General features: G+C 63.8%; 11 protein-coding genes. 6 read left to right on the top strand and 5 right to left on the bottom strand.

The features are described from left to right. Positions 1–65 precede the first annotated feature (65 nt). Positions 66–1622 carry a VOC family protein gene (locus DY201_RS02770; protein ID WP_115729880.1) on the top strand — a complete coding sequence of 519 codons (1557 nt, stop codon included), beginning with the start codon at positions 66–68 and terminating at the stop codon, positions 1620–1622. A 17-nt stretch (positions 1623–1639) separates the two neighbouring features. Here DY201_RS02770 and DY201_RS02775 read toward each other — a convergent pair whose 3' ends face one another. The 3 genes from DY201_RS02775 to DY201_RS02785 are packed head-to-tail and all read right to left on the bottom strand — an operon-like array spanning position 1640 to position 4246. After that, the gene (locus tag DY201_RS02775; RefSeq protein WP_115729881.1) at positions 1640–2593 is read right to left on the bottom strand and encodes a ring-cleaving dioxygenase; all 954 of its coding nucleotides are present in this window, start codon (positions 2591–2593) and stop codon (positions 1640–1642) included. 60 nt (positions 2594–2653) lie between these two features. Then, complete coding sequence (locus DY201_RS02780) at positions 2654–2974, bottom strand: 2Fe-2S iron-sulfur cluster-binding protein (RefSeq protein ID WP_115729882.1); 321 nt, start codon at positions 2972–2974, stop codon at positions 2654–2656. 15 nt (positions 2975–2989) lie between these two features. Then, complete coding sequence (locus DY201_RS02785; RefSeq protein ID WP_115729883.1) at positions 2990–4246, bottom strand: cytochrome P450; 1257 nt, start codon at positions 4244–4246, stop codon at positions 2990–2992. A 174-nt stretch (positions 4247–4420) separates the two neighbouring features. Between DY201_RS02785 and DY201_RS02790 the strand changes: the two genes are divergently transcribed. From DY201_RS02790 to DY201_RS02805, 4 genes are all read left to right on the top strand, one after another. After that, positions 4421–5251 (top strand): helix-turn-helix transcriptional regulator, encoded by an 831-nt coding sequence (locus DY201_RS02790; protein ID WP_115729884.1) that lies wholly within the window; start codon positions 4421–4423, stop codon positions 5249–5251. 96 nt (positions 5252–5347) lie between these two features. Beyond that, complete coding sequence (locus DY201_RS02795; protein WP_115729885.1) at positions 5348–6151, top strand: arginine deiminase family protein; 804 nt, start codon at positions 5348–5350, stop codon at positions 6149–6151. A 274-nt stretch (positions 6152–6425) separates the two neighbouring features. Beyond that, a complete protein-coding gene (locus DY201_RS02800) occupies positions 6426–8579 on the top strand; it encodes a ferredoxin family protein (RefSeq protein WP_115729886.1) in 2154 nt (717 codons plus the stop codon). A 17-nt stretch (positions 8580–8596) separates the two neighbouring features. After that, on the top strand, positions 8597–10129 hold the full coding sequence (locus DY201_RS02805) for an indolepyruvate oxidoreductase subunit beta family protein (protein ID WP_245431873.1): 1533 nt from the start codon (positions 8597–8599) through the stop codon (positions 10127–10129). Positions 10130–10143: 14 nt separating this feature from the next. On the opposite strand, the gene DY201_RS02810 is transcribed toward DY201_RS02805, so the two are convergent. Next, complete coding sequence (locus DY201_RS02810; RefSeq protein ID WP_115729887.1) at positions 10144–10698, bottom strand: MarR family winged helix-turn-helix transcriptional regulator; 555 nt, start codon at positions 10696–10698, stop codon at positions 10144–10146. 209 nt (positions 10699–10907) lie between these two features. Further along, the gene (locus tag DY201_RS02815; RefSeq protein ID WP_115729888.1) at positions 10908–11699 is read right to left on the bottom strand and encodes a cyclase family protein; all 792 of its coding nucleotides are present in this window, start codon (positions 11697–11699) and stop codon (positions 10908–10910) included. On the opposite strand from DY201_RS02815, the gene DY201_RS02820 reads away from it, so the two are divergent. Beyond that, the gene (locus tag DY201_RS02820) at positions 11653–12198 is read left to right on the top strand and encodes a hypothetical protein (RefSeq protein WP_131922447.1); all 546 of its coding nucleotides are present in this window, start codon (positions 11653–11655) and stop codon (positions 12196–12198) included. The two genes, DY201_RS02815 and DY201_RS02820, sit on opposite strands and share 47 nt — an antisense overlap. Positions 12199–12203 lie beyond the last annotated feature (5 nt).

The raw sequence follows: 12203 nt of genomic DNA on the forward strand, positions 1-12203 counted from the left end.
ATCGGTTGCACCTACCGCCCGGCTGAGGGAATGTCGGCCGAAAACAAATCGGCCGGAGGTGCATCATGGGCGCAGGCATCCATCACATCACGCTCATCACCCGCAAGGTGCAGGCCAATGTCGACTTCTATGTCGGCTTTCTCGGGCTGCGGCTGGTCAAGCAGACCGGCGGTTATGAGGACGCGACGCAGCTTCATCTGTTCTATGGCGACGGCGCGGCCAGTCCCGGCACGCTGATCACCTTCCTCGTCTGGGAGGACGGCGGACCCGGCCGCATCGGCCATGGCCAGCCGAGTGAGATCGCGCTCGCCATCGATCCGACCAGCATAGCGTTCTGGCTGACACGGGCGCTGTCGCATCACATCGAGATTTCGGGCCCGATGGAAGAGATGGGCGAGCCTACGCTAAGGCTGAAGGATCCCGACGGCGTGATCGTCAAGTTGGTCGGGGTAGCAGGCTTTCCCGCCCCGGTGGATTGGGACGGTTCGAGCGTTCCGGTCGAGCACGCCATCCGCCGCATCCGTGGCGCCACAATCATGACCGAAGTGCCCGAGCTGACCGAGCGTTTTGTCGCCAAGCATTTCGGCTATCGGCCGGACCAGAGCACAGAGTTCATCCGCCGGCTGGTCTCGGACGCCGGCGACATCATCGACGTCAGGGACGCCACGGGTTTCTGGTCAAGCGCCCCGGGCACAGGCACCATCGACCACATCGCCTTCCGCGCCCAAGACGTCGCCGAGGTCGAACGGGTGCATGGCGAACTGGGTTCCAGCAATTCCTCGATCACCAACGTGCATGACCGCAAATATTTCTACTCGCTCTATGTGCGTGAGCCGGGCGGCACACTGATCGAGCTGGCGACCGACGCGCCGGGAATGACGGTGGACGAGGCTCCGGACGAACTCGGCACGCATCTGTTCGTGCCGCCCGACCGCGCCGACAAGATCGACGAACTCAAGACGATGCTGCCGCAGTTCGCCTGGCCGGGCGAGGAGCGCGTCATCTATCGCGAGCTGCCTTTCGTCCATCGCTTCTACACGCCCGAGAACCCAGACGGCACGACGATGGTCTTGCTGCACGGCTCCGGCGGCAACGAGACCAGCCTGTTGCCCTTCGCCGCCAAGGCCGCACCCAACGCCACGCTGTTGGCGCTGCGTGGCCGCGCCAACGACGAAGGCACACCACGCTGGTTTCGCCGCTTCTCGGCCAACAGATTCGACCAGGCCGACATCAGGTCGGAGGCCAAGGCGCTGGTCGCCTTCGTGGAGCGGGCCATCGAGGCTTACCGGCTCGATCCGGCAAAGCTGGTGTTCCTCGGGCACTCCAACGGCGCCAACATACTGGCTGCCGCCATGCTGTTGCATCCTGGCGCCATCAGGCGGGCGGCGCTGCTGCGCGCGGCGATGGTGCTGGAACAACCGCCGGCGGCCGACCTGTCGGATACCGAGGTGCTGTCGATCGCGGGCGACGTCGACGTGTTCAGCAGCTTCGGCCCCGAACTCGCCGGCCTGCTGCGCGACGCCGGCGCCGAGGTCGATGCCCGCACCATATCCTCAGGCCACGCTTTCGAGGCGGCCGATATCGAGATCGTCAGGGACTGGCTGGCCGCTCACAATCTCTAACGGCGCGCCTTGCCGGGTTATACCAGAGGCTTGAGCCTGGCCTCGATCGACGCCCGCTTGCCCTCGAGGAACGGCGGCAGCGACAAGCGTTCGCCGAGCGTCTCCATCGGCTCGTCGACGGCAAAACCAGGGCCGTCGGTAGCGATCTCGAACAGCACGCCGGCGGGCTCGCGGAAATAGAGCGAGCGGAAATAGTAGCGCTCGACCTCGCCGCTCGACGGCAGCCGAAACTCCTGCAGCCGCGCTGTCCATTCGTGGATCTGCTCGACGTCCGGTGTGCGGAAGGCGACGTGATGGACGCCGCCGGCGCCCTGCATCGCCGGATTGAGTTTCGGCTGGACGGTGACGTGCAACTCGGCCGCAGGCCCGCCCTCACCCATTTCGTAGGCATGGACATGGCCCTCGCCATCGGGCGAGGGGAAATCGATCAGCTTGCGCAGGTTCATCACCTTGGTCAGCACCAGCTCGGTGTTGGCAAGTTCGGGCACACTGATGGTGATCGGCCCGAGGCCCCTGATCTGGTGCTCGGCCGGGATGGTGCTCGCCGACCATTCGTTGGCCGGTCCCTTTCCACCATCGTCGACCAGCCGCAGGCGCTGTCCTTCGGGGTCTTCGAAGTCGACGGCTCTATAGCCGCCGATATCGGTGATCTCGGAAGCCTCAATGCCCTTGGCTGCAAGATGCGCGCGCCACCATGACAGCGATGCCTCACCCGAGACACGCAAGCCGGTACGGCAAATGCTGTGGCTACCGCGCTTCTCGCGCCCGACCGGCCAGTCGAAGAAGGTCAGGTCCGAGCCAGGGCTTGCTTTGCCATCGGCATAAAACAGGTGGTAGGCGCTGGTGTCGTCCTGGTTGACCGTCTTCTTCACCAGCCTCATGCCCAGCGTCCCGGTGTAGAAACGCAAATTGCCTGATACGTCGGCGGTGATCGCGGTCAGGTGGTGAATACCCGTCAGCTGCAGCGTCATCAGAGCCTCCTGTTACCGGGAAGACCTAGAGATAGCGCCTTTAGGCCGGGGCGGCCACGCTCAATATTGTTCGCGCGGCAAGTGCACGACGAGGCCGTCGAGGGCGGCCGACATCTTGAGTTGGCAGGTAAGCCGGCTCCGCTCCGTCGGGTTCATCAGGCATTCGATCATGCCCTGCTCGGAATCGTCGGGCGCAGGCAGCTTTTCGGTCCAGGTCTCGTCGACATAGCAGTGGCAAGTGCCGCAGGCGCAGGAACCGCCGCATTCGGCGAGGATCTGGTCGATGCCGTTGGCAACAGCCACCGACATGACGCTCTGGCCTTCATTGGCCGACAGTTCGGTTGCCTGGCCGTCGGCATCGACGAAAGTTACGCGGTACATGAGTTGTCTCCTGAATCAGGCCGGGGTCAGCGTCAGGCGCAGCGCCTTGGGGCCACGCACGGACAGGCCGGGCTTGTATTGAGGCTCGGCCTCAGCGAGTGAAATCGACTTCAGCCGCTTGACCAGCGTGGTGAAGATGACCTCCATGTCGAGGCGCGCCAGATGGTTGCCGAGGCAGAAATGGGCGCCACCGCCGAAAGCGAGGTGACGGTTGGGGTTGCGCCCGACATCGAAGCTGCCGGCGTCTTCGCCGAAGGCTCCCGGGTCGCGATTGGCGGCGCCATAGAGCAGGCCAAACTTGGTGCCGCGCGGGAACGCCTTGCCGCCGACCATACAGTCGGTGGTCGAGTAACGATGGAAGAAGGGCAGCGGCGATTCGAAGCGGAACATCTCCTGGATCGCCGTGTGGATCAGGCCTGGGTCCTTTCGCAACCGCTCCATCTGGTCGGGAAAGCGCAGCAGCGCATGCATGCCAGAGCCGAGCACGTCGATGGTCGAGCCGTGGCCGGCCATCAGGATCAGCATGCAGGTCGAGACCAGTTCGTCTTCATTGAGGTGACCGGCATCCTGCGCCGCCATCAGCCGGGTGATCAGGTCTTCCTGCGGCGCGGCGCGGCGCTCGGCCATCAGCTTCAACAGGTAGTGGTAGAATTCGGTCGTCGCCTGCTCGGCCAATGCCTTGCGCTCGTCGGAGCGATTGATGTCGAAGAACTGGACAACCCGTTCCGACCAGACGCGCAGCTGCGGACAATCCTCATCAGGCACGCCAAGCACCCGGCCGATAATATGGCCCGGCACCTGGGCGGCAAGGTCCTCGACGAGGTCGATCTCGCCCTTATCGATCAGGCCGTCCACCAACTTGTCGACGAAACTCTGGATCATGCCACGCTGCCGGGCGATGAAAACGGGTGTGAACTCACGGAACACCTGCTTGCGCAGTCGGTCGTGCACGTCGCCGTCGCTGTCGAGCATGGAGAACTGCACGAAGCGCTGATGGTGCGGCATGTCGAGCCAGTTCTGTCGGCGCTTCTGCTCAGTGATCTCTTCTTCGGACATGAAGAATTCGGGCGAACGCACCATGGAATTGTCGCGGGCGATGGCGGCGACATCGTCGAAGCGAGCGACCAGCCACATGTCGAAGTCCGCAAAGAACTGCGGCTCACCCTTGTCACGCAGCCCCGCATAGGCCGGATAGGGGTTCTGGGCGAAGGCGCTCGACAGGGGCTCGAATGCCGTTCCTGATACGCTTGCCTTTGGGGTAGCGTTCGCCATCTGGTCGCTCCAATTGACATGAATTGCCGCGACGATGCGGCATCCTTGCCTAGGCTAGCGGCAACTGCGCCGAAATGAATGCACCCCAGTCGCGCCTTGATGGATAAAACTCGCATCGTCGGCGACATGCCGTTACAACGCTAGCAAAGGACGAGCTTTCCGACCTGCGCAAAAATGACCAAAGACCACCGCGACGAAATCCTGTTCCACACGCCTGGGCGGCACGCCGAGGCCTATCCCTACAAGATCCTGGTCGCCGGGCGCTCACGCTTCACCGAAAACGACGGGCTGGTGACGCGGCGCTTCCACCACCATACGCTGATCCTGACCATGTCCGGCCGCGGCCTGATCGAGATCGCCGGTCAGCGCTTCGCCGCTGGAGCCGGCAGCGTCGTCTGGCTCGATACGGCGATGCAATATGCCCATGGCTGCCACGCCGAGGCCGACCATTGGCGCTATCTCTGGATGAGCATAGACGGCCACGGTCTCGACGCGGTGTTCGCCTTCCTGCGTGTCGGCCAGTCGCCCGTCTTTTCGGGATCTGTCACAGCCGAACCGCTGTTTGAGCAGGCGATCGGCACGCTCGGCCATCGCAGCCAGACCACGGACGCGCTGTCGAACGCCATTGTCGGCCAGCTGATCGCGCTGCTGGTCGCCGAACGCGGCGAGCAGGAGGAAGACAGCAGCGAACGCATCCAGCGGCTGATGCGGGCGCTGAGGGCCGACATCGCCCGCAACTGGCAGATCGAGGACATGGCGGACATTTCCAGCCTCAGCGCCTCACAGTTGCACCGACAGTTCCGCCAGAAGACCGGCACCACGCCAATGGACTGGATGCGCCACGAACGCATGAACCTCGCCAAGCGACTGCTGACCTCCTCCGAAGCCAAGATCTCGGCGGTGGCCTTGAGCTCAGGCTATGCCGATCCCTATCATTTCAGCCGCGACTTCCGCCGCATATCAGGCCAGTCGCCGAGCGAGTTTCGACGCGCACGAGGGCAGTGACGCATCTGCGATCCTGGCCCATGTCCAGCCCGTCGACATGCCAGATGGTTTCGGGCAGGCTGCGGTCAATCCAACCCAGCAAGATGAGCACGCAGCATGACATCGAAGCCAGCCGTCTACGAATTCAACGCGGCGATCGTGCGCGAGCCGGCGCGCTCGGTGGTCAACGGTCTGCGCGCCGACGATCGCGGCAACCCAACCTATGACGGCGTCAAGACGGAGCACGCGGCATACATAGCAGCCATGCGGGCGACGGGCGTCGAGGTCACCGTGCTGCCGGCGCTGGAAAACTTCCCCGACTCGATCTTCGTCGAGGATCCCGCACTGGTTTTCCCTGAGGGTGCAATCCTGCTCAGGCCCGGCGCCGAAACCCGGGTCAGGGAAACCGCCGAAATCGCCCCAACACTGAAGGCGATGTTCAGCACCGTGCTCGACCTGCCGTCATCAGGCTTCGCCGACGGCGGCGATGTACTAACGACTCCACTGGGTGTGATGATCGGCCTGTCGGCCCGCACCGACCGCGCCGGCGCAGCCGGCCTCGTCGCCAGCCTCGACCGCCTCGGGCGCAAGGGCGAGATCGTGCAGACCCCGGAAGGCGTGTTGCATTTCAAGACCGACTGCTCGCTGCTCGACGATGAGACGATGCTTACCACCGAAAGGCTCGGGCGTTCTGGCGTGTTCAATGGCTTCAGGCAGGTCACCATCCCGGCAGGCGAGGAGCCAGCCGCCAACGCGCTGCGTGTCAACGGCGTGGTGATGGTAGGCTCTGACTATCCACGCACCATCGAGATGCTCGACCGGCTCGGCTACAAGGTGGTGCCGCTCAAGACGACCGAGATAGGCAAGATCGACGCCGGCCTGTCCTGCATGTCGCTGCGCTGGCATCGTCCAGCCAGCTAAGCGGGACTTTTGGCGTTGCAGTCGCACGCCGTGACGCCGGGCGATCGTTTTATATGCACAGACATGCATCCCACGTATCGGCCAAGGAAGATCGCCACCGTTCGGCTGCTTAATCTTTCGACCCTTTGAGCCACCCCTCAGCGATTGACAGATCCATGCATTTTCATGAATATGCATTTTCATAGATATGCAGCTCGACGCCCAGCAAGCCTGGCGGCCCTGAGGGGCGTCGAGCCTTGGTGGCAGCGGTCTTGCCACGCCTGGGAGGGTCGACATGGCGGAACGGTCTTTTGCGCGGGAGGTCGAAGACCTCAAGCTCGGTGAAGGCGATCTTTTTCGCGGCGAGGGCATCCTGGCCATCACCAAGGCGCTGTTGCAGTCCGGCGTCTCTTATGTCGGCGGCTACCAGGGTTCGCCGATCTCGCATCTGATGGACGTGCTCGCCGATGCCAAGCCGGTGCTCGACGAACTCGGCGTGCATTTCGAGTCTTCCGCTTCCGAAGCAGCCGCGGCCGCCATGCTGTCGGCCTCGGTGATGTACCCGCTGCGCGGCGCCGTGACCTGGAAATCGACGGCCGGCACCAATGTCGCCTGCGACGCACTGACCAACCTTGCCTCGAGCGGCGTCAAAGGCGGGGCGCTGATCATCCTCGGCGAGGACTATGGCGAGGGCTCGTCGATCCCGCAGGAGCGCAGCCATGCCTTTGCGATGAAATCGCAGATGTGGCTGCTCGACCCACGCCCCAATCTCGAGTCGATCGTCAAATCGGTCGAGGACGGCTTCGAGCTGTCGGAGGCGTCCAACACGCCTGTGATGATGCAGGTGCGCATCCGCGCCTGCCATGTGCATGGCCAGTTCGTCGCCAAGGACAACAAGCGCCCGGCCTTCACCATCAAGGAAGCACTGGAAAACCCGGTGCGTGACCTCGACCGCATCGTGCTGCCGCCGGTGTCGATCACCGTGCACGACCGCGAGAAGATCGAGAAGCGCTGGCCGGCAGCGATCGATTTCATCAAGCGCCGCAAGCTGAACGAATGGTTCGGCCCCGACGCGGGTGATGTCGGCATCATTCTGCAAGGCGGCATGTACAATTCGGTGATGCGCGCGCTGCAGCTCCTGGGGCTTGCCGACGCCTACGGCAACACGGCCATCCCGCTTTACGTGCTCAACGTCACCTATCCGCTGATCGACGACGAGGTGTCGGCATTCTGCGCAGGCAAACGCGCGGTGCTGATGGTCGAGGAGGGGCACCCAGACTATCTCGAGCAGGCGGTCAACAGCATCCTGCGCCGGCGCGACATCAACACCAGGCTTGCCGGCAAAGGCGTCTTGCCCGTACGCGGCGACTATACCGCTGCCGTCCTGATGAACGGCATCCAGGCGTTCCTTGAAGAACACGCCGTGGCCCTGCTCGGCAACCGCCCGCCGCTGCCGAGCGCCGACGCGGTGCTCGCCGACCCCAAGGTCAAGGCGCTCAATGCCGTCGTGCCGGCACGGCCCGCCGGCTTCTGCACCGGCTGCCCAGAACGCCCGATCTTCGCCGCCATGAAGCTTGTCGAGCAGGAACTCGGCGAACACCATGTCTCGGCCGACATCGGCTGCCACCTGTTTTCCATCCTGCCGCCCTTTAACATCGGCGGCTCCACCATGGGCTACGGCCTCGGCCCGGCCTCGGCCTCCGCCTTCAATGTCGACGCCGGCAAGCGCGCCATCTCGGTGATGGGCGATGGCGGCTTCTGGCACAACGGGCTGACCACCTCGGTCGGCAACGCCGTCTACAACAAGCATGACGGCGTCATCATGGTCGTCGACAACTACTATTCGTCGGCGACCGGCGGGCAGGACATATTGTCGTCGCGCGCCGATAATCCGGAGCGCTCGACCAACAACTCCATCGTCAACGCCGTCAAGGGCATCGGCGCCAAATGGGTGCGCCAGATCGACCGCACCTATGACGTGGCGAAGATGCGCGACACGCTGAAGGAGGCGCTGACCTCGAAAGAGGAAGGGCCGAAGATCATAGTCGCCTCCTCGGAGTGCATGCTGAACCGGCAGCGCCGCGAAAAACCCTTGTTCTCCCAGGCGGTGAAATCCGGCCAGCGCATGGTGCGCGAACGTTTCGGCGTCGACGAGGACACCTGCACCGGCGATCATGCCTGCATCCGCCTGTCAGGCTGCCCGTCGCTGTCTCTCAAGCATACCGACGACCCGCTGCGCGACGATCCGGTGGTGGCGATCGACAATACGTGCGTCGGCTGCGGCAATTGCGGCGAAGTCTCGGAGGCGGCGGTGCTGTGCCCGTCCTTCTATCGCGCCGACATCATCTACAACCCCACCCGGCGCGACCGTTTCGCAGCCAGGCTGCGCAACGCCGTCATCGGCTTCCTGCAGCGCCGCCGCGAAGCCAGGCGCGTGGTCTTCGGGTGAACGACATGAGCAGTCCAATGACCACCATATCCGCCGACGACAAGCCGATCTCACTGGCGATCCTTGCCATGGGCGGGCAAGGCGGCGGGGTGCTCGCCGACTGGGTGGTGGCGCTCGCCGAGGCAGAGGGCTGGGTCGCCCAGTCGACCTCTGTGCCCGGCGTCGCCCAGCGCACCGGCGCCACGATCTACTACGTCGAGATGCTGAAGCCCAAAGGCAGTCAGATGCCGGTGCTGTCACTGATGCCGACGCCCGGCGACGTCGATGTCGTGTTGGCAGCCGAATTCATGGAAGCCGGCCGCTCGATGTTGCGTGGACTGGTCACGCCGGACAAGACGACGTTGATCGCCTCGACCCACCGCGCCTATGCGGTCGGCGAAAAGGAAGTGCCGGGCGACGGTACCGGCGATCCCCTGGCAGTCGTCGACGCCTTTGGCGTCGCGGCCAGGAAGACTATTATCTTCGACATGCAGACGCTGGCCGAAAAGAATGGCAGCGTCATCTCGTCGGCGATGTTCGGCGCCTTGGCCGGCGCCAATGTCCTGCCGTTCACCCGCCAGGCCTTCGAGGCTGCGGTGCGCGCCGGCGGCAAGGGCGTCGAGGCCAGCCTTCGTGCCTTTGGCGCCGCCTTCGACCGGGCCCGCGACGGCACGCCTGATAACGTCGCCAGGAAGCCTGAAAAGCTGCTGCCGGACGCACCTCTGTCGGTCGGTCATCCAAAGCTCGACCGGCTGCTCGACCGCATCCATTCCGAGTTCCCGCCAGTGCTGGCGCCGATGCTTTATGCCGGCGCGAAGAAGCTCGTCGACTTCCAGGACCCGCGTTATGCCGAGGAGTATCTCGACACCGCGTCGCGCCTGCTCACGCTTGACCGAAACGCCGGCGGTGAAACCCGGAACTTCGGCTTCAGCCAGGAGATCGCCAAATATCTCGCCATCGCCATGGCCTATGACGATGTCGTGCGGGTCGCCGACCTCAAGACGCGCGCGACGCGTTTCGAACGCGTCCGCAAGGAGATCGGCGCCACCGGCGAACAACTCGTCTACACCACCGAATACATGCACCCGCGCGCCGAGGAGGTTATCGGCACGATGCCGGCGTCCCTCGGCCAGTTCATCGAGAACCGCCCGGCGCTGCTCAAGTTGCTGGAGCGCCTGTTCAGCAAGGGCCGGCGCGTGCGCACCGGTACCGTCGGCTGGTTCTTGGCACTCTATGCGCTCTCCAGCTTGAAGCCGATCCGCCGCACCATGCTGCGCCACAGGCGCGAAATGGCGCATGTCGCAAGCTGGCTGGAAACGGCGTCATCCCTGCTTCCCGCCAATTACGAGCTGGCGTCAGCGGTGGTCGGCAGCCGTCGGCTGGTGAAGGGCTATTCCGACACGCACAGCCGCGGCCAGGGCAAGTTCGACAAGGTGCTCTCGGCGGTGCCTCTGCTGCAAGGACGCGAGGATGGCGGAATCTGGCTCAAGCGCCTCGTTCAGGCAGCGCTGCAGGACGAGGCTGGAAAGTCGCTCGACGGCGCATTGGCGACAGTCCGAAGTTTCGCCTGACCGGTTTGCAGCACCTAGGCCTCGACGTCGGCTTTTGCCTCGCCGGCCTTGTCTGCTGCGTCACCGCCGCCGCCGATCCGGTCGATGTTGCGCAGGACCTTGTGCAGCGTGACGATGAAAGCATCGTATTCGTCGGGCTCGATGCCCTCGAACAGCTGCGAGAAGATGCCGAACAGCACCGGCCAGAATTGCTGGAAGACGTCGCGGCCAGCGTCGGTGATGTGCACTTCGCGCACGCGCATATCGTCAGCGCGCGACTGGCGCCGGACAAAGCCCTGCTCCTCCAGCGAATCGAGCGTTCGGCTCATCGTCGACTGTTCGACAACCGCGAGGAAGGACAGCTCGTTGACCGTCAGTCCCGGCGAGATGGTCAAGAGCGCGATCGCCCGCATCTTCGGCGTGGTCAGGTCGAGCGGGCGCAGCCGTTCCTGCAGGTTGGCATTGTAGCTCGCCGACAGGCGGTTGATGAGGTGCGGAGCGAAGCGGTTGAGCCCGATTTCGCCGAGGCTGGGCAGACGGTTGCCGTCGCCAGCCTCCCTGAACGACCCGGTGAAGTATTTCGTGACCATTGCTACCCGTTCGGCTCGATGGAGTTCGACGCTGTTCGGATTGCCATGAAGCCGATTATCCGGCAACCGTCCAGAGCCTCTCACCTGGCATCAAATGAAAAGGCCGGGCGCCACAAGGCAACCCGGCCCTACGCCGCAAGACGGCTGGTACCATCCAGCTTGCGGCGACAGCGGCGGTGGGAGCCGCCGCAGTCCCCAATGAGGCTTGATCAGGCGCGTGGCGCGAGCGCGAAGGCGCGCACCGGGCTGCCGGTGCCGCCGACGATCTTGAGCGGCGCCACGACCAGCACGGCACCCGTGGCCGGCAGCTTGTCGAGGTTGCACAGGCTGGCGAGGCCATAGCTGCCGACTTCGAGCAGCAGGCTGTGCGCGGGGAACGGCGGATCCATCGCAACCGCGCTGCCGGCATCCGTGCCGACGCATTCGTTGCCGAAGCCGAGCACGCCGCGCTCGACCAGAAGACGAACGCAATCGACGCTCGGCCCGGGCGTATGCGGGCCATTCTCGTCGGCGTTCAGGAAGGCCTCGGTCGAGGTGTTGCGCGGATACCAATCCGAGCGCATCAGCACCCAGGCGCCACGCGGTATCTGGCCATGCACGGCCTCCCAGGCCTTCACGCCATCGGCAGTCAGCAGGAAGTCCGAATTGGCGGCGACCTCCTTCGAACAGTCGATAACGACGCAAGGTGCTACGAAGGACTGCGGCGACACGGTGTCGGTGGTGCCCTGGGCGACGTCCTTGCCGGAGATCCAGTGCACCGGGGCATCGAAATGGGTGCCGGTGTGCTCGCCGAGCTCCATCCAGCCCCAGGCCCACCACGGACCGTTGGCATCATAGCGCGAGATCTCGTGCATCTTGAACTTCGGCGTGTTCCTGGCGAAATCCGGCGGCAGGTACAGGACCGGCGTATCTGGCCCCAGCGGCGCGGTCAGGTCGACGATCTGGACCGCGCCCGTGGCGATTGCCGACGCGAAATCGGCCAGCGTCTGGTTGGCTGTCATCTTGGCTCTCCTCCTCTTTGCCCGGTCCGGAAGGCCAGGTTTGCTTCAGCCTAATCAAGTCATATGCATTTGCAAATATTATTTTTGGTCAGATGCCAACACAGCCGGCATCCTTCAAGCTCGAATATCCCCGCATGCATGGTTCCTGCCGGATTTGACTGACCACGGGGCAGCTGTCGAGATGCCCGCGGGCCTGACCTTGGCCCCGGCAGGCCGCCGCATCGTGCCTGCGTTCGGCTTCAGAGCAGGTGAAAATCTTCCGATACGGCACAAATTCTACAAAAATCTGAAATACGGACGCTTCGTTTTTGTGCTGCGACACGCGGCTACGAAAGACGCTGCTAAACAAATCAAACATCTGATTACAATCACGTATTTCGACATTTTCCCCGCAGTTGTCGCCTCAAGTCAATGTCTTTCGGCCTCGCTTTACAACCGTAAAATTTTGTGCGCTTATGATCAAATGATGGAAGTGAGGAACGTTTCCGCGACGGCTTGACCAAC

The sequence above is a fragment of the Aminobacter aminovorans genome, assembly GCF_900445235.1.
GTDB classification, from domain to species: Bacteria; Pseudomonadota; Alphaproteobacteria; order Rhizobiales; family Rhizobiaceae; genus Aminobacter; species Aminobacter aminovorans.

Bases quoted from the DNA above. Each gene is read 5' to 3' on its own strand.
- DY201_RS02775 (WP_115729881.1), bottom strand. From the start codon at position 2,593: ATGACGCTGCAGCTGACGGGTATTCACCACCTGACCGCGATCACCGCC.
- DY201_RS02790 (WP_115729884.1), top strand. From the start codon at position 4,421: ATGACCAAAGACCACCGCGACGAAATCCTGTTCCACACGCCTGGGCGG.
- DY201_RS02785 (WP_115729883.1), bottom strand. From the start codon at position 4,246: ATGGCGAACGCTACCCCAAAGGCAAGCGTATCAGGAACGGCATTCGAG.
- DY201_RS02805 (WP_245431873.1), top strand. From the start codon at position 8,597: ATGACCACCATATCCGCCGACGACAAGCCGATCTCACTGGCGATCCTT.
- DY201_RS02815 (WP_115729888.1), bottom strand. From the start codon at position 11,699: ATGACAGCCAACCAGACGCTGGCCGATTTCGCGTCGGCAATCGCCACG.
- DY201_RS02795 (WP_115729885.1), top strand. From the start codon at position 5,348: ATGACATCGAAGCCAGCCGTCTACGAATTCAACGCGGCGATCGTGCGC.
- DY201_RS02780 (WP_115729882.1), bottom strand. From the start codon at position 2,974: ATGTACCGCGTAACTTTCGTCGATGCCGACGGCCAGGCAACCGAACTG.
- DY201_RS02800 (WP_115729886.1), top strand. From the start codon at position 6,426: ATGGCGGAACGGTCTTTTGCGCGGGAGGTCGAAGACCTCAAGCTCGGT.
- DY201_RS02770 (WP_115729880.1), top strand. From the start codon at position 66: ATGGGCGCAGGCATCCATCACATCACGCTCATCACCCGCAAGGTGCAG.
- DY201_RS02810 (WP_115729887.1), bottom strand. From the start codon at position 10,698: ATGGTCACGAAATACTTCACCGGGTCGTTCAGGGAGGCTGGCGACGGC.